This is a genomic window from Pseudomonas sp. PDM03, from assembly GCF_014852385.1.
GTDB classification, from domain to species: domain Bacteria; phylum Pseudomonadota; class Gammaproteobacteria; order Pseudomonadales; family Pseudomonadaceae; genus Aquipseudomonas; species Aquipseudomonas migulae.
On record NZ_JACVBM010000024.1, the window covers coordinates 17,163 to 33,756 of the forward strand.

Consider the following 16,594-nt stretch of genomic DNA (forward strand, 5'->3'; position numbering starts at 1 on the left):
TTCACGGGGCCTTTTGCGTATCAGGCAGCTACGAAGGGCAGGCGTCCTTCCAGTGTCAGACCCATGCGGTTGAGTGCGTGGGAAAGGCTGAGCAGATTCGCGTAGGTGACCTGATGCACGCCGACCCAGGCAGGGCGGTTGATCCGAAAGCCGTTATCCATCGTTCGCTCAATAGTTGTTCGCACAATCTGGCCAGTGCGGCTGCGATGAATCAGCGTGAGGGTTTCTTCCGAGCTTTCAATGGTGAACATGCCTTGGCGGAACAGCAGCTGATTGACCTGATCGGGCGTTCGTTGAATGAATGGCGTCGGCATCTGCAAGCTGATGTCAGCGTACAGGGTGTCGACATGGCCGCGCATCGGGCCAACTGCCCCCGCCATGTCATGACTGACTTCGATGCCGTGATCGATGTCGAGGTGCAGGCTCTGATCGGGTCGCACTTCTTCGATGCGCAATCCGATACCACCCTCCGTTTCGCTGATGCCGGCCAATCCCCGGAACGTGTTAGTACTCTCCTGATCAGTGAGCACCAGCCATTTTCCACCGCCATTGCGGGCTTGGGTGGCCTGCATGATGGTGTGGGTGAGGTAGGTTTTGACGGATTGACGGATTGAGGTGGTCATAGTCGCCTCTGTATAGCGATAACTTGCCAAACAATCAGTGGCCTGGATTCGTATGCCGTTCTGTTGGGCCGTTTTGATCACTTCCAGTGGCGTGAACTGTCCCGCAGGATCGCCTGGCAGCTGTTTCAGGTACTTCTCCAGCATGCCGTGCATTTTCCCGGTCTCGGCGAAGTTGTTCAGGTCGACTTGACTGAAGTCATTGAGCAGACGATGCATGTAGATCGTCTTGACGCCTTTCCTGGCCAGCGTCGGCATGTTTTCGATCAGGAACCGCATGCTGGCAATGCGATCCTGACTTTCACCGACCACCAGCCCTGGCGCTGTGTCGAATATCTTCTCGATGAGTTCGGTAACGGTTGTGGATGGCGTGATAGCAGGCTGGACCGGGCGAGGAGGCAACGAGGCAAAAAAGTCCCTGGGTATCTGGAATCCGTTTGCATCCCTGACGAGTACGGCGTGGCGTCCGGCGACAAACTCTTCGTAGGGGGAGAGCCCTCTGATTTGCCCACCAGGCATGTTGACGACTTTTATATGGGTTTCCTGTTTTCCCAACGCCAGGAAGTTCAACGAGCGACCGTTGGGGGCGTCGTATCGGGTCAAGTGCGTGAGATCCGTCACTTTTGGCGGCACTGGAGCAGTGGGCCGCACTGGAGCCGTAGGGCGCGATGGTCCGCGAGCGGGCTTGCTGAGGCCTTTGCCGCCACCCTTCAACCCGCTTTTCGGCGCCAGCTCCCATTCACCTTCGGCATTCAGGCGTACGGGAATCGAACCCGTAAAGGCATTCGGGTTCTGCGGATCAATGATGGCCCATGTTCCGCCACCATTGGCGTCTGCTTCGAAACGTACGAAGTAAGCCTGCTCATTTATCAAGATGGCGTTGGGTGGTTGTGAGTCGAGTGTGTAGACACCCTGAAATTTTCCGCTGGTGGCCATCGGGTAGCTTTCGAGGATTTCATTGCTTTGCCAGTGCTCCGGTACATCAAACGCTTGCGCGGTTTCATCGGGCGGGCCGGGCAACTCTCCAGGTTGCAGGGTGACTTCCTCTGATTCGCCGGGTGCCTGCGTTTCTTGCGTGCCAGTGGTTTCTTCGGGATCGAGCGTCTTGTTCAAGTCCGCCATCTCGGCCGCTTCTGCCGCCTCAGCCGCAGCCCCGGTTTCGTCCAACACACTGACCTCTTTGAGCAGCGGAATATTGAACAGCACATTGATGCCATCAAGCACCGCGCCAATGACGCCCGCCTTGCGATCCGCCGCCGTTTTGCCATTCACCGCCTTGTCGATGTTCAAACCCATCGCCGCGATGCTGGCCCCAATCACCGGCAATGCGATCGGCCAGCCAAGCACCGCCAACGGGCCGAATACATGCAGTCCGGCGGTGAGATAACCCAGCCATAGCTGCTTACGCATCTGCCCATTGCTCACCAGCGTCAGGTCAGCCTCTTCCAGCATCGTGTGCTGGACGGCCCGGCTCTGCCAGGTGAACACGTCACCGCTGATGGTGATGTCTTTTTGATTGATCAAATGGTGGTCGTACTTGCCCCAGGTGCCGACCAGCTGATTCATCAGCGGGGTGATGTTGTCGTGGACCTCCTTGCGAACCGGCATCGGGAAATGAGTCATGAATTCGGTACGGGGCTGCTCTTCGTTCATTTGCAGCAGCATCCACCAGTGCATGTCCGTCACTGTCGGATGCACATGGAAGGGTTCTGCAGCGCCGGGAACGTAGGTGATCTGCCGGCCGTTGGGCTCAACGATGCGCAGAATATCGGTGGCGACATGCCCTGCGACATCCAGCGCGCAGACACGAAGATCCGCAGGCGTAGCGGTTTGCGCTTGCAGGGTAGCCAGGGTGATCGGCCACGACGCGCCACCGACCACGGCCCTGATGACGGTCTGGAAATCCTCCTCTTCGAGTTGCCCGTTTTGCCGCGCCGCCTCGGCTTTGCTGAGGTAGTTACATTTGGCCAGTGTGCGGTAGTCATCAAAATGGCTGGCCCAAAACGCATTCAGCTTATCCAGGTAGCGTTGACTGAGGTTCTTCTCCCACAGGTCCGCGAGCACCTGCCTGGGGTACATCCGCACTTCATTGGTTTCGTTGTAAATACTGGCGTTCGCATCTGCAGTGTAAAAACCGCCATTGCTGTCCAGTTCGAGGGCGTCGTCCTGGTCGGTCACGCGGTATCGGTGGATCACCAGTTGCGTCAGGGTTAGAGATTCACTGGGTTTGGGCGCGTGCTCCCAACCCAGAAAAGCCTTGGTGCTGCTGGCCGAGACATTGTTGAAGCGATGCCACCAGACCTGATCCGGGTCCAGGTGGGTGATGCCGTGTTTTTGCAGGATTTCACTGGCGACCGCATGGGCTTCCTCCTGCAAACCGGGGCAGGCTGTCACCACGACCGGCGCGATGAGTCTGAGTGTTTTCTGATCGGCGGCATTGCTTGATGCAGAGGTGTTTTGTTCGGTGGACATGCTCTCGCTCCTTGAGAAATGGGCAGCGATGATTGCCCGTTTCCATGCAGGAGGTGCACTACATAGTTATACCCAAACGCGATTCAATAACCTGTAGGGTCAGCGCCGTGCCACATCCGAAAAGTAGAACTTGTCGAGGGTGTGCCGTGATTCCGTGTACTCGAACTGCCGGCCGTCCTGCAGAAACGTATGGTTGCTGACCACGATCACATGGCTCTGGCCGTCGAGGTCGAGGTGTTGCTGATCGTCCTTGCTGCGGGGCACGGCTTCGATGGTGCGCTGGGCGTAGGCGATTTGCAGTTGCAGGGTCTGTTCGATGAAGGCGTAGATCGAGTGCTCGGCGATGTCCCGCGATAGTCCGGGGATCACGTCGCTGACGAAATGGTTGATGTCGAGGATCACTCGTTTTCCATCGATCCGCCGTACGCGTTTGATCCTCGTGATCAGGCTGCCTTCTTCAGCCTTGATATGTTCCAGCAGCGCACCTTCGAGAGGGATCTGGCTGAACTCGACCACTTCGGTGCTGACGTTGTTGCCCAGTCGCGGATAGGTTTCCTGAAAGCTGACGATGCCGCCCAACTGAAATTCGATCGGGTCGGTCGACAACACAAAGGTGCCTTTCCCGTGGACTTTCTGGGCGAACCCGCGCTCCTGTAATTGCTCGATGGCCTTGCGCACGGTGCCGCGACTGGCCTGGTAGCTGTCCATCAGTTCGGTTTCGGAGGGCAACCGGGCGCCGCGCTCCAGACGTTCGGTCGTGATGCTGGCAAGCAGATCGCTGTAGATCTGGTTGTATTTACTCATGGGGATGGCTCTGTGCCGCAATGTGCTCAAGGTTTCGAACCTTAAGGGCAGGGTAGGGGTTTGTCCATGCGGGTTTGGGTTTTCATCGTCTGAGAGGGTGGGAAAAATCGCCGCCGGTCGGGTGACAAGTAAACAAATTCAAACTCGTCTGTACGAGTTGTTGATTTAACTCGTACAGACGAGTACTTTTCGCTTCGGCGTGTGCTGCCAATAACAAAAAACCACAGCGGAAAAACAAGCATGAGCCACGACTATCCGAACATCGTCAGCGAGCTGCTGCAAAGCCTCGGTGGCAGCGACAACCTCGAGCAAGCCGCGCATTGCGTCACACGCCTGCGCCTTGCCCTCAAGGACCCGAGCCGGGTCAACAGCGCCACGCTGAACCAGATTGACCTGGTCAAAGGCTCATTCTTTACCGGCGGCCTGTTCCAGGTGGTCATCGGTCCTGGCGAGGTGGAGAAGGTTTACGCAGAGCTTCGCCATCAAACCGGTCTTGCCGCGTCAACAATCGCCGACGTTAAACAGAAAAGCGCCGACAAGATAAACGCGATGCAGCGTCTGGTGCGGGTGTTTTCCGACGTGTTCATGCCGATCCTTCCGGCGTTGATCATCGCGGGCCTGCTGATGGGCATCAATAACCTGATCGGCGCCAAGGGCATGTTCATCGAGGGCCAAACCCTGCTGGACGCTTACCCCAAGCTTGACGGGCTCTGGAGCCTGATCAACCTGATGGCCAACACTTCGTTCGTGTTCCTGCCTGCGCTAGTGGGCTGGTCAGCAGCCAAGCGGTTTGGCGGCAGCGAAATCCTCGGCATTGTGCTCGGTCTGATGCTGGTTCATCCCGATCTGCTCAATGCCTGGAACTATGGCAAGGCAGTCGCAGGTCTCGACGGCCAGAGCCTGCCGTATTTCGACATTCTCGGTCTGTTCCAGATCGAAAAGGTCGGTTATCAGGGGCAGATCCTGCCGATCCTGCTGGCGGCATACGTGATGAGCGTCATCGAAAAATGGCTGCGGGCGAGAGTGCCTAATGCGGTGCAATTGCTGGTGGTGCCGATCACCACGATCGTGGTTACCGGCGTGCTGGCGCTGGCGGTCATTGGCCCGGTGACCCGGCATCTGGGGATTCTCATCACCGAAGGTGTGGTTACCCTGTTTGATCTGGCGCCGATGGTCGGCGGCGCGATCTTCGGCCTGCTTTACGCCCCCTTGGTGATCACCGGCATGCACCACATGTTTCTCGCGGTCGACTTGCAGCTGATCTCGACCCAGGGCGGTACTTTCATCTGGCCGATGATCGTCATGTCCAACCTCGCCCAAGGCAGCGCGGCGCTCGCGGTGTTCTACATGACCCGTAATGCGCGGGACAAGTCCATGGCGTCGACCTCAGCGATTTCGGCCTATTTCGGCATCACCGAACCGGCGATGTTCGGGGTCAACCTGCGCTACAAGTTTCCGTTTTACGCCGCACTGATTGGCTCGGCGCTGGGGGGAATCTTCCTGTCGATGAACAAGGTCCAGGCCTCGGCCATCGGAGTCGGCGGTTTGCCCGGATTCATCTCGATCATTCCGCAGTTCATCCCGATGTTTGTGATCGGGATGATCATCGCCATGGTCGTGCCGTTTGTTTTGACCTGTGGGTTGAGCATGAAGATTGTTCGGCCTGGGTATCGGGTCGCTTGATAGATCGCTATCGCAGTTCAAGAAGGAATACAGCCATGCAAGACTGGCAACGTTCGGTGATCTACCAGATCTACCCGAAGAGTTTTTACAGCCACGCAGGCAATCCCACGGGTGATTTGCTCGGCGTCGTGGCCAAGCTCGACTACCTGCACTGGCTGGGCGTCGATTGCCTGTGGATCACGCCGTTCCTGCGTTCGCCCCAGCGTGACAACGGTTACGACATCAGCGATTACTACGCCATCGATCCGAGCTACGGCACCATGGCCGACTGTGAATTGCTGATCGCCGAGGCCGGCAAGCGCGGGATCAAGTTGATGCTCGATATCGTGGTCAACCACACCTCGATCGAGCACACCTGGTTCCAGCAGGCGCGCAGCAGTCTCGACAATCCGTATCGCGACTTCTACATCTGGCGCGATCAGCCCAATAACTGGGAGTCCAAGTTTGGTGGTTCGGCATGGGAGTACGAGGCGCAGACCGGCCAGTATTTCCTGCACCTGTTCGATCACACTCAAGCCGACCTGAACTGGGACAACCCGAAGGTGCGCGCCGAAGTTTTCAAGATGATGAGGTTCTGGCGGGATAAAGGTGTGGGCGGGTTCCGGCTGGATGTGATCAACCTGATCTCGAAACCGGCGGACTTTCCCGAGGACAATACCGACGGCCGACGCTTCTATACCGACGGGCCGAATGTTCACGAATACTTGCAGCAAATGCACCGCGAAGTGTTCGAAGGCCATGACCTGATCAATGTCGGCGAGATGTCGTCTACCAGTCTCGAACACTGTATTCGTTATTCGCGGCCGGACTCCAACGAGCTGTCGATGACCTTCAACTTCCATCACCTGAAAGTCGATTACCCGAACCTGCAAAAGTGGATTCGCGCCGATTTCGACTTCCTCGAGCTCAAGCGCATCCTCTCCGACTGGCAAACCGGCATGCAGGCCGGCGGCGGCTGGAATGCGCTGTTCTGGTGTAATCACGACCAACCTCGGGTGGTCTCGCGGTTTGGTCATGACGGCGAGCACCGTGTGGTGTCGGCCAAGATGCTCGGCACCGCGCTGCATTTTCTCCAGGGCACGCCATTTGTGTATCAGGGGGAAGAGCTGGGTATGACCAATCCGGGCTTCGATCACATCGATCAATACCGCGACGTCGAGACCCTGAACATTTTCCGGCTCAAGCGCGAGGCGGGTGCGAGCGATGCCGACAACATGGCGGCGATCATGCAGAAGTCCCGTGACAACGGCCGTACGCCGATGCATTGGAATACCGGACCGAACGCCGGTTTCAGCTCTGTGCAACCCTGGATCGGCGTACCGGCCAATTCGGCGCAGATCAGCGTCGCCACTCAACTCGACGACCCGGATTCAGTGCTGCATCACTACCGTCGACTGATCAACTTGCGGCGTACCGAAGTGCTGATGTCCGATGGTGTTTACCGTCAGCTGTTGCCTGAGCACGCGCAAGTTTGGGCTTATGTACGGGAAGGAAGCGGCGAACGTTTGCTGGTACTGAACAACTTCTACGGGACGCCTTGCGAAGTTGAATTGCCGGATGCAGTGATCGCTGAATTCATGACTCAGCGCTTGGTCATCAGCAACTATGCGGATTGTCCGCAGCGAAATCGACAGGTGTTTTTACGACCGTATGAGTCGTTTGTCTTGCACTTGACCGACCACTGACCCCTCACAAAAAACACCGTTTCAAAAACACGCAGAACGCTGCGCGGGGGAGTTTTGCGCGCCGATTTTGCTGCTGCACACAATAAAAATAATGGAGTGTTTCTTGAAAACAACAATAAATCGCGGCCTTGCAGCCGCTGGCATTTGCCTGGCGTTGCCACTGACGGCCCATGCGCTGGAGTTCGGCGGTTACCTGCGCAGCGGCGTCGGTACGTCGGTCAACAGTGATAAACAACAGTGTTTCCAACTGCCCGGAGCACAGACCAAATACCGCCTCGGTAACGAGTGCGAGCAGTATGGGGAACTGGAACTTCGTCAGGACTTGTACACGCTGGATGACGGTTCGGTGCTAAGTGTCGATGGCATGGCCTCACTGTATAACCAGTACGACAAGGACCTGACGTTCAATGGCGACAACGGCTCGGTGCGTCTGCCGCAGCTGTACGCGCAATGGTCGAACATGCCTGGCCTCAACGGCGGTTCGCTGTGGGCCGGTCGCCGCTATTACAAACGGAACGACATCCACATTTCCGACTTCTACTACTGGAACCAGAGCGCCACCGGCGGCGGCATCGAGGACGTGCTGATCGGAGATCTGAAATACAGCTACGCCTTTTCGCGCAAGGACAACCTGTACCAGAAGGATTACATCAATCGTCACGATTTCAACGTTGCCGGTTTCAACACTAACCCCGGCGGTGAGCTGGAGTTAGGCCTGAGCTACATCGACAAACCCGACAGCCGCGACGCTCATCGTGGCTGGGCGATTACCACCCAGCATGTGCAAAAAGGATTTCTGGGTGGCAAGAACAAACTCGCGTTTCAGTACGGTGAAGGGCCGGGCACCGGGTTGGGCTATACCGGTAACGTGAAACTGGATGACAGCAATAAAAGCTACCGGGTGGTGGAGTTCTTCGACTGGCAGGTGACGCCCCGGTTTGGCGGGCAGGTCGAGGCGGTTTACCAGAAGGATATTCGCCCCGACGGATCAGACCAGAACTGGATTTCCCTGGGCGTTCGGCCGGCCTACGCGATTACCGAGCAGTTCAAACTGGTGACCGAGCTGGGTCACGATCAGGTCGAAGCCACAGGTGGCACGCGCAAGCTGAGCAAGTTCACCTTTGCCCCGACCTGGTCGCCCAAGGGGCCTGAATTCTGGGCGCGGCCCGAAGTGCGCTTGTATTACACCTATGCCAGCTGGAACGAGGCGGCCAAGCGTGCGGCCAATGAACTGGCAGCGGGTTCAGCGTTGTCCGACACCGGAGCCTTCGGCACGGCGCGACACGGTGCGAACGTCGGATTGCAGGTCGAGTACTGGTGGAAATAAGCGATGCTGTCGGAGCGTCGCGCTCCATCGGCACTTCAAAGAACAGAACAGCAGGTGAAGTCATGGCCACACCCCAACAATTGCAGCTTCACGCCCCCCTGTCCGGCATATTGATGCCATTGGACCTTGTGCCCGATCGAGTTTTTTCCAGCCGGATCATCGGCGATGGGCTATGCATCGATCCGACGTCAACAACGTTGTGCGCGCCGCTGGCAGGGGTTGTCAGCAATGTGCAGGCCAGTGGGCATGCGGTCAGCATCACCGATGAAAATGGCGTGCAGGTGTTGATGCACATTGGGCTCGACACGGTGAACCTTGCAGGAAAGGGGTTCACGCGGTTGGTGGAGGAGGGGCAGCAGGTTGCCGTCGGGCAGTCGCTGATCGAGTTCGATGCTGATTTTGTTGCGTTGAATGCACGCAGCCTGCTGACCTTGATGCTGGTGGTCAGCGGTGAGCCGTTCACTTGGCTGACGGCGGAAACCGGGTGGGTAGACAGTGGTCAGCCATTGCTGGGTTTGAATTCTGTCGAGCTGACAACGGATGAGTCTGTGGCTAAAGATGGCGAGGCGCTGTTCTCCAAACCGGTGACGTTGCCCAACCCGAACGGCTTGCACGCCCGTCCTGCGGCGGTGTTCGCCCAAGCGGCGAAAGGTTTCTCGGCAAGCATTCACCTGCATAAACAGCAGGAGAGTGCGAATGCGAAATCCCTGGTGGCGATCATGGCATTGCAGACCGTTCACGATGATGTTGTGCAAGTCAGTGCGGTCGGCCCGGATGCTGAGGAGGCGATCAAGGCACTGGCCGAGCTGCTGACCGCCGGATGCGGCGAGACCGTGCCCGTGACGGCGGATGTTGCCCCGCAGCCCCTGGAGGCATCATCGCCCAAGGTGCTGCGTGGGGTATGTGCTTCGGCGGGTTCGGCATTTGGCCAAGTGGTGCAGATCGCCGAGCAGGTCCTTGATGTCAGCGAATGGGGTGAGAGTTCGCGGGTTGAGCGCGATCATCTGTCCGCAGCGTTGACCAAGGCATTTTCAGCGTTGCAGCAGATGCGTGATAACGCCACGGGCGATGCTCAGGCAGAGATCTTCAGGGCGCATCAGGAACTGCTCGAAGACCCGGGTTTGTTGGAGGTGGCTCATGTGCTGATCGACGAAGGCAAAAGCGCCGGATTCGCCTGGCGTGCGGCCACCGGGTCGACGGCAGCCTTATTCAAAGGCCTGGGCAATGCGCTGCTGGCCGAACGAGCGGCAGACCTGGCCGATGTCAGTCAGAGAGTGCTCAAGTTGCTACTCGGCGTGCGGGACCGCGAGCTGGAGTTGCCTGAAGGCGCCATTCTGATTGCTGAACAACTGACACCGTCCCAGACCGCCGGGCTCGATACCCGCAAGGTGCTGGGTTTTGCCACGGTCGGCGGTGGCGCCACCAGCCATGTCGCGATCCTGGCGCGGGCGTTCGGTTTGCCGGCGATCTGTGGGTTACCGGTGCAAGTGCTGGCGCTGGTCAACGGTACCCAGGTGTTGCTCGATGCCGATAAGGGGGAGTTGCAGCTCGACCCGGATCTGGCTGCCATTGAAGAACTTCAAGCCAGGCGCGCGCTTGCGCAGCAACGTCAGCACCATGAATTGGCGCAGGCGTCGCTGGCTGCCTGTACTCGCGACGGACATCATGTCGAGGTGACAGCCAACATCGCTTCGCTGGCTGAAGCCGAACAGGCCATGGCGTTGGGAGGTGCGGGTGTAGGTTTGCTGCGTTCGGAGTTTCTATATCTGGATCGCCATCATGCGCCGAGCCAGGACGAGCAGGCCTCCACCTACAGCGCCATCGCCCGAGCTCTCGGGCCTGCGCGTAATCTGGTGGTGCGCACGCTGGATGTTGGCGGTGACAAGCCTTTGGCCTATGTCCCTATGGACAGTGAAACCAACCCCTTTCTGGGTGTGCGCGGGATTCGTCTGTGCCTGGAGCGTCCGCAGCTGTTGCGCGATCAGTTCAAGGCAATCCTGAGCTGTGCGGGCCTGACGCGTTTGCACATCATGCTGCCGATGGTGACGCAGCTGTCGGAGTTGCGCGTGGCTCGTCAACTGCTCGAAGAGGAGGCGCTGGCCCTGGGCCTCACGGAACTGCCGAAGCTGGGGATCATGATCGAGGTGCCAGCAGCGGCGCTGATGGCTGATCTGTTTGCGCCTGAAGTGGATTTTTTCTCCATCGGCACCAATGACCTGACCCAATACACCTTGGCCATGGACCGCGATCATCCGCGGCTGGCCAGTCAAGCTGACAGTTTTCATCCTGCGGTGCTGCGATTGATCGCCAGCACCGTGAAAGCCGCCCATAGCCACGGCAAGTGGGTGGGCGTGTGCGGCGCCCTGGCCTCCGAAACCCTGGCCACGCCGCTTTTGCTCGGGCTGGGCGTGGATGAGTTGTCGGTGAGTGTACCGTTGATTCCGGCGGTCAAAGCGGCGGTTCGCACAGTGGACCTGGCGGATTGCAAGGCCATTGCCCAACAGATCCTGGGCCTGGAAAGTGCCGGGCAAGTACGCGAGTTCTTGAGGCTGTATCGCGACGCGACGGTCGAAACTTCACTGGTTATGGAGAACTGAACATGTTCGAGAAAATGCAGCGAGCGTTCTGGAAAGCCTTGACGCCGGATCTGATCGTGGATGAACCGAAGGTGGCTGCGCCATCGGCGCCTGGCCTGGCAGCGAATGTGGTGGCTGCGTTGGGTGGTGTGGATAACCTCAAGTCGCAGCAGCCTGTGGCGCTGACCCGGGTTCGGGTGGAATTGCGCGATGTGGGGCGGATGAATCGACAGGCTTTGAATCTGGCAGGTGTGCCAGGCGTCATGATGCTGGAGGGCGGCGTGGTGCACCTGATCACCGGCCTTCAGCCATAACCGATCCCTCGCCACTGATGATGTGAGTCACTCGGTCGCCCTTACCGTTTCTCAACCGCAGGTGTATCGTATTCGCCTTTTCCAGGTCCCCGGACCTGTCGCTGATACGTGAGGTAGTTGAGTTCATGTCCTTTACCCGTCGCCAAATCCTCGGTGGCCTGGCCGGTCTTGTTGTCGTTGGCGTCGGTGCAGGGGGCGCGTCGCGTTACTGGCTGGGCAAGATGGCCGACGCCGATGCGGGCCACGACTATGAGCTGATTGCGGCGCCGCTGGACGTCGAACTGGTGGCCGGGCACAAGACCCAAGCCTGGGCGTTCGGCCCGTCGGCGCCGGGCACCGAGTTGCGCGTGCGTCAGGGCGAATGGCTGCGGGTGCGGTTCATCAACCACTTGCCGGTGGCGACCACCATTCACTGGCACGGCATCCGCCTGCCGCTGGAGATGGACGGCGTGCCCTACGTTTCGCAGTTGCCGGTGCTGCCGGGCGAATACTTCGACTACAAATTTCGCGTGCCCGATGCCGGCAGCTACTGGTATCACCCGCATGTGAACAGTAGCGAAGAACTGGGCCGTGGTCTGGTGGGACCGCTGATTGTCGAAGAGCGCGAGCCGACCGGTTTCAAGTACGAGAAAACCTTGAGCCTCAAGAGCTGGCATGTCGACGAGGTGGGCAATTTCGTCGAGTTCAGCATTCCCCGGGAAGCGGCCCGGGGCGGCACGGCGGGGCGTCTGGCGACGATCAACGGTGTGCCGCAAGCGGTCATCGATTTGCCGGCCGGGCAGATCACCCGCGTGCGCCTGCTCAATCTCGATAACACCTTGACCTATCGCCTCAACATTCCCGGTGTCGAGGCGCAGATCTACGCGTTGGACGGCAATCCCGTCGAGCCGCGTCCATTGGGCAAGGAATACTGGCTCGGGCCAGGCATGCGCATTTGCCTGGCAATCAAGGCACCTGCGGCCGGTGAAGAATTATCCCTGCGCAACGGCCCGGTACGCTTGGGCACGTTCCGCTCTGTGGCGAACACCGATGCCCCAACCGAGTGGCCGCCCGCGCTGCCCGCCAACCCGGTGGCCGAGCCTGACCTGGCCAATGCCGAGAAACTCAACTTCAATTTCGAATGGGTGGGTTCCGTCTCGGTGAACGTCGACAACGGCCGACCGCCGAGCCTGTGGCAGATCAACGGCAAGGCCTGGGACATCACCGACAAGACCTGCGCCGACCGCCCGATTGCCAAGCTCGAGAAGGGCAAGAGCTACATTTTCGAATTGAAGAACATGACTCAGTACCAGCACCCGATTCACCTGCATGGCATGAGTTTCAAGGTCATTGCCTCGAACCGGCACAAGGTCATCCCGTACTTCACCGACACCTATTTGCTGGGCAAGAACGAGCGCGCGCAAGTGGCGCTGGTGGCGGATAACCCTGGGGTGTGGATGTTCCATTGCCATGTGATCGACCACATGGAAACCGGCCTGATGGCCGCGATCGAGGTGGCGTGATGCGTCAGATTCGTCCCGCCGCGATCATCGACCGCAGTCGTGATCGCGACTTCATGCGCGAAGCACTGGCGCTGGCCGCACAAGGCGCTGCGCTGGGTGAAGTGCCGGTGGGCGCGGTGTTGGTGCAGGACGGTGAAATCATCGGCCGTGGCTTCAATTGCCCGATCAGCGGCAACGACCCGAGCGCGCATGCCGAGATGGTCGCCATCCGCGCGGCAGCATTGGCCGCCAGCAATTACCGTTTACCCGGCAGTACGCTGTACGTGACGCTTGAGCCGTGCAGCATGTGCGCCGGGCTGATCGTGCATTCGCGCATTGCGCGGGTGGTGTACGGCGCGCTGGAACCCAAGGCGGGGATTGTGCAGAGTCAGGGGCAGTTCTTTACCCAGGGCTTTCTGAATCACCGGGTGTTGTATGAAGGTGGGGTGTTGGCGGAGGAATGCGGGGCTGTTTTGAGCGAATTCTTCAAGGCCCGACGCGCGAAACCTACAGACTGAACACCAAACCACTGTGGGAGCGAGCCTGCTCGCGATGAGGGCCTGACAGTCAACAATGATGTTGAATGACAGACCGCTATCGCGAGCAGGCTCGCTCCCACAGGGTTATTCGGTGTTGGAGAGATTTACTTCTTCGCAACAATGACAGCCCGCATCGGCGCCGGCAGCCCTTCAATCGTCTTGCTGTGATCTTCCGGATCGAGGAAGTCGCTCAACGACTGATACTTCATCCACTCCGTCCCGCGTTGTTCCTCGACCGTCGTCACGCTGACATCCACGCACTTCACGTCCGTGAAACCGGCACGCCGCAACCAGAGCATCAGCGCCGGCACCGATGGCAAAAACCACACGTTACGCATCTGCGCATAACGGTCTTCCGGCACCAGCACCTGCTGTTGATCACCTTCGATCACCAGCGTCTCCAGCACCAGTTCGCCGCCCTTGACCAGGCAATCCTTCAGCGCCAACAGATGCTCGATCGGCGAGCGGCGGTGGTAGAACACGCCCATGGAAAACACTGTGTCGAAGCCTTCGAGTTCCGGTGGCAGGTCTTCAAAAGGAAACGGCAGGTGCCAGGCATTCGGCTCGGACAAATAGCGCTGAACCGCCTGGAACTGACAGAAGAACAGCCAGTTCGGGTCGACGCCGATCACGCTGTCCGCGCCGGCGCCGAGCATGCGCCACATGTAGTAACCATTGCCGCAGCCGACATCGAGGATGCGTTTGCCCTTCAGGTCCAGATGCGGCGCGACACGCGACCATTTCCAGTCCGAGCGCCATTCGGTGTCGACGTGCACACCAAACAGATCGAACGGGCCTTTGCGCCACGGCGACAACCCCATCAATGCGGTACGCATTTGCGCACGGGTCTCAGCGTCGCAATCGGTGTCCAGGGTCAGGCCATTCAGCAGGTCGACTTCGCTCGGCTGGATTTTTGGCAAGGCGTCCAGCGCACTCTGCCAGCGCTCGAGGTCGCCGTGACCCTTTTCCATTTTCTTGTCGAGTTGCGCTTGCAGGGTGTTGGCCCATTCGGCCAGCGGTGTACCGGCCAGACGGCGGGCGAGGGGGGACAGATCAATCATGGCAAGGCAATCAACGAGGCAAAGTTAAGACACTGGAACCACGGCACGACTTTCGAGAACCCGGCGGCCAGCAGGCGCTCGCGGTGTTCTTCGAGGCTGTCGGGCTTCATGACGTTTTCGATGGCGCTGCGCTTCTGGGCGATTTCCAGTTCGCTGTAGCCGTTGGCGCGTTTGAACGCGACGTGCAGGTCGGTGAGCAGCGCGTGTTCTTCGGGGTCGTTGAAGCGCAGTTTCTCCGACAGAATCAGCGCGCCACCGGGAAGCAGCGACTGGCGGATGCGACTCAGCAACGCGGTGCGCTGCTCGGGAGCAATGAATTGCAACGTGAAGTTCAGCGCCACCACCGAGGCTGGCTGAAAGTCGAGGGCGAGGATGTCGCCTTCTATCACTTCCACCGGCAGCAACTCCTGGAACATCGAATCCTGACCGTTGAGGTATTCGCGGCAGCGTTCGACCATCGCCGCCGAGTTATCCACAGCGATGACGCGGCAGCCATCGGTGCGCACGTGACGGCGCAACGCCTGGGTCACGGCGCCGAGGGACGAGCCGAGGTCGTAGAGCACGCTGTTGGGCTGGGCGAATTGCGCGGCGAGTACGCCGAGGTTTTCGACAATGGTCGGATAACCTGGCACCGAGCGCTTGATCATGTCCGGGAACACCCGCACCACGTCCTCGTTAAAGGCGAAGTCGGGCACCTGGGCCAAAGGCTGGGCGAAAAGGCGATCGGGTTCTTTGCTCACGGCGGTTCCAGCGGCGTATGTGGAAAAGGCCGGCATTTTAGCCAACTTGGCGCGGGGATGCGCGGGTTGTCTGATAAAGCGGTGGGCAGGCTGTGAGGCCTGTGTGTTCAGTGATGCCGCTTTCGCGAGCAGGCTCACTCCTACAGGGGGGGCGCTGTACCTGTGGGAGCGAGCCTGCTCGCGATGAATTCAGCGTGGTTTGGTGCCGAACGCGGATGCTGCAATCCCCCATTGCCCCAACCAGTAACTGAGGATGATCACGTAAGGCGCGGCATGAAACGGCGCAACAAACCGGTTAATGCCAATCACGCTGTCCGAAAACACAAACGCCAGCGCGCCGCCCGCCGCCAGCAGCGCCGAGCGTTTCGGTACATCGGTGCCCAGACGCGCCAGTGCCCGCCAAAGCATGGCGCTGATGGCCAGGCCGTAGACAATCACCGGGATCAGCAGCGGGCCCAAGCCATTGGCAATCAAAATCCCCAACAGCACGGCACCGACGCCCAGCGCGAGGATCAACGGCAACACCGCCAACCGCCGGCAATCACTCAAATACGCTTTCAGATAGGCAAGGTGCGCGACCAAAAACGCCCCGAGGCCGAACACAAACAAATCCCCCGGCCACGCCAGCAACACATCGCCGAGCAGGGAAAAGATCAAGCCTAGGCTGATCCAGCGTCGATATTCGCTGGGCGGTGCATCGTGCAGCCAGCCGAGCAAGGCCAGCACGGGCAACGGTTTGACCAGCAGGCAGAGCAGCGCGGCGTGCACGCTCAGGCCGTAAAGAAAGGTCACCGCGCCCATCAGCGCCAGAATCAGCCAGCCCATGATCAGTTAACCGAGATCGCGCAATCGAAGGTTTCCACCGCCGGCACTTCTGTCGCCCAGGGTTGTTGCGACGTCAGGCGCAAGCGCCCGTCACCGTGTGCGAATGCCTGGAAACGCCAGGTAGAAACACCGGCAGCACCGACGACGCCAGCATCTTCCGGATTTCGATAGACCTCTGGCCCTAACGCACGCAACACGCCACCGGCCGAATCCTGGATCGCCCAGCGGTAACCCGTGGTCGGGTTGCTCGGCAGGGTCAGGATCAGGTTTTGCCCGTTGTGCAATTGCACGGGGCATTCGCTTTGTTTTTCCACGGTCACGTTCTGTTTCGGTTGCGTGGCGCACGCGGCCAGCAAGGCGAGGGCGAGGGGGACAAACAGGCGGGTGGGGGACATGAGGTCAGTGGCTCCGGCATTCACGACGAACGGCGAGCATAACTGAAGATGAGACAAAGTGTGACAGCTGCG

13 protein-coding genes are annotated in these 16,594 nt (G+C 59.3%); 7 read left to right on the forward strand and 6 right to left on the reverse strand.

Features of this window, described 5'->3' with window-relative positions; all coding sequences use genetic code 11:
• Positions 1–20: 20 nt before the first annotated feature.
• Together IB254_RS25475 and treR are read right to left on the reverse strand one after the other, a co-directional pair.
• Complete coding sequence (locus tag IB254_RS25475; RefSeq protein WP_192420127.1) at positions 21–3,092, reverse strand: membrane-targeted effector domain-containing toxin; 3,072 nt, start codon at positions 3,090–3,092, stop codon at positions 21–23.
• A gap of 99 nt (positions 3,093–3,191) precedes the next feature.
• Positions 3,192–3,896, reverse strand: coding sequence for a trehalose operon repressor (gene treR / locus IB254_RS25480; RefSeq protein WP_192420129.1), 705 nt, complete (start codon positions 3,894–3,896; stop codon positions 3,192–3,194).
• 240 nt (positions 3,897–4,136) lie between these two features.
• On the opposite strand from treR, the gene treP reads away from it, so the two are divergent.
• The 7 genes from treP to tadA all read left to right on the forward strand — a co-directional run bounded on the left by treP (position 4,137) and on the right by tadA (position 13,480).
• Entirely contained in the window at positions 4,137–5,579 is a 1,443-nt protein-coding gene (gene treP, locus IB254_RS25485) for a PTS system trehalose-specific EIIBC component (RefSeq protein WP_008025554.1), read from the forward strand.
• A gap of 35 nt (positions 5,580–5,614) precedes the next feature.
• The gene (treC, locus tag IB254_RS25490) at positions 5,615–7,264 is read left to right on the forward strand and encodes an alpha,alpha-phosphotrehalase (protein WP_192420131.1); all 1,650 of its coding nucleotides are present in this window, start codon (positions 5,615–5,617) and stop codon (positions 7,262–7,264) included.
• A 103-nt stretch (positions 7,265–7,367) separates the two neighbouring features.
• Complete coding sequence (locus IB254_RS25495; RefSeq protein ID WP_192420136.1) at positions 7,368–8,591, forward strand: maltoporin; 1,224 nt, start codon at positions 7,368–7,370, stop codon at positions 8,589–8,591.
• 62 nt (positions 8,592–8,653) lie between these two features.
• The gene (ptsP, locus tag IB254_RS25500; protein ID WP_192420137.1) at positions 8,654–11,188 is read left to right on the forward strand and encodes a phosphoenolpyruvate--protein phosphotransferase; all 2,535 of its coding nucleotides are present in this window, start codon (positions 8,654–8,656) and stop codon (positions 11,186–11,188) included.
• A gap of 2 nt (positions 11,189–11,190) precedes the next feature.
• Positions 11,191–11,481, forward strand: coding sequence for a PTS transporter subunit EIIB (locus IB254_RS25505; protein ID WP_008042402.1), 291 nt, complete (start codon positions 11,191–11,193; stop codon positions 11,479–11,481).
• Between the two features lie 125 nt (positions 11,482–11,606).
• The gene (locus IB254_RS25510) at positions 11,607–12,983 is read left to right on the forward strand and encodes a multicopper oxidase family protein (protein WP_192228449.1); all 1,377 of its coding nucleotides are present in this window, start codon (positions 11,607–11,609) and stop codon (positions 12,981–12,983) included.
• Positions 12,983–13,480, forward strand: a complete 498-nt coding sequence (gene tadA / locus IB254_RS25515) for a tRNA adenosine(34) deaminase TadA (protein ID WP_192420139.1) — start codon at positions 12,983–12,985, stop codon at positions 13,478–13,480. Before IB254_RS25510 ends, tadA begins: the two co-directional genes overlap by 1 nt.
• A gap of 125 nt (positions 13,481–13,605) precedes the next feature.
• Here the strand turns inward: tadA and cmoB are convergent, their stop codons facing one another.
• From cmoB to IB254_RS25535, 4 genes are all read right to left on the reverse strand, one after another.
• Positions 13,606–14,562, reverse strand: a complete 957-nt coding sequence (cmoB, locus tag IB254_RS25520) for a tRNA 5-methoxyuridine(34)/uridine 5-oxyacetic acid(34) synthase CmoB (RefSeq protein ID WP_192420141.1) — start codon at positions 14,560–14,562, stop codon at positions 13,606–13,608.
• A complete protein-coding gene (gene cmoA / locus IB254_RS25525; RefSeq protein WP_177318187.1) occupies positions 14,559–15,338 on the reverse strand; it encodes a carboxy-S-adenosyl-L-methionine synthase CmoA in 780 nt (259 codons plus the stop codon). The genes cmoB and cmoA overlap by 4 nt, the downstream gene beginning before the upstream one ends.
• 153 nt (positions 15,339–15,491) lie before the next feature.
• Positions 15,492–16,127 carry a lysoplasmalogenase gene (locus IB254_RS25530; protein WP_192420143.1) on the reverse strand — a complete coding sequence of 212 codons (636 nt, stop codon included), beginning with the start codon at positions 16,125–16,127 and terminating at the stop codon, positions 15,492–15,494.
• A 2-nt stretch (positions 16,128–16,129) separates the two neighbouring features.
• On the reverse strand, positions 16,130–16,522 hold the full coding sequence (locus IB254_RS25535) for a protease inhibitor I42 family protein (RefSeq protein ID WP_192420145.1): 393 nt from the start codon (positions 16,520–16,522) through the stop codon (positions 16,130–16,132).
• Positions 16,523–16,594: the final 72 nt, after the last annotated feature.

Coding starts and splice junctions, on each gene's coding strand:
- IB254_RS25535 (WP_192420145.1), bottom strand. CDS start 16,522: ATGTCCCCCACCCGCCTGTTTGTCCCCCTCGCCCTCGCCTTGCTGGCC.
- IB254_RS25510 (WP_192228449.1), top strand. CDS start 11,607: ATGTCCTTTACCCGTCGCCAAATCCTCGGTGGCCTGGCCGGTCTTGTT.
- IB254_RS25530 (WP_192420143.1), bottom strand. CDS start 16,127: ATGGGCTGGCTGATTCTGGCGCTGATGGGCGCGGTGACCTTTCTTTAC.
- ptsP (WP_192420137.1), top strand. CDS start 8,654: ATGGCCACACCCCAACAATTGCAGCTTCACGCCCCCCTGTCCGGCATA.
- treC (WP_192420131.1), top strand. CDS start 5,615: ATGCAAGACTGGCAACGTTCGGTGATCTACCAGATCTACCCGAAGAGT.
- IB254_RS25505 (WP_008042402.1), top strand. CDS start 11,191: ATGTTCGAGAAAATGCAGCGAGCGTTCTGGAAAGCCTTGACGCCGGAT.
- cmoB (WP_192420141.1), bottom strand. CDS start 14,562: ATGATTGATCTGTCCCCCCTCGCCCGCCGTCTGGCCGGTACACCGCTG.
- treR (WP_192420129.1), bottom strand. CDS start 3,896: ATGAGTAAATACAACCAGATCTACAGCGATCTGCTTGCCAGCATCACG.
- IB254_RS25475 (WP_192420127.1), bottom strand. CDS start 3,092: ATGTCCACCGAACAAAACACCTCTGCATCAAGCAATGCCGCCGATCAG.
- tadA (WP_192420139.1), top strand. CDS start 12,983: ATGCGTCAGATTCGTCCCGCCGCGATCATCGACCGCAGTCGTGATCGC.
- cmoA (WP_177318187.1), bottom strand. CDS start 15,338: ATGCCGGCCTTTTCCACATACGCCGCTGGAACCGCCGTGAGCAAAGAA.
- treP (WP_008025554.1), top strand. CDS start 4,137: ATGAGCCACGACTATCCGAACATCGTCAGCGAGCTGCTGCAAAGCCTC.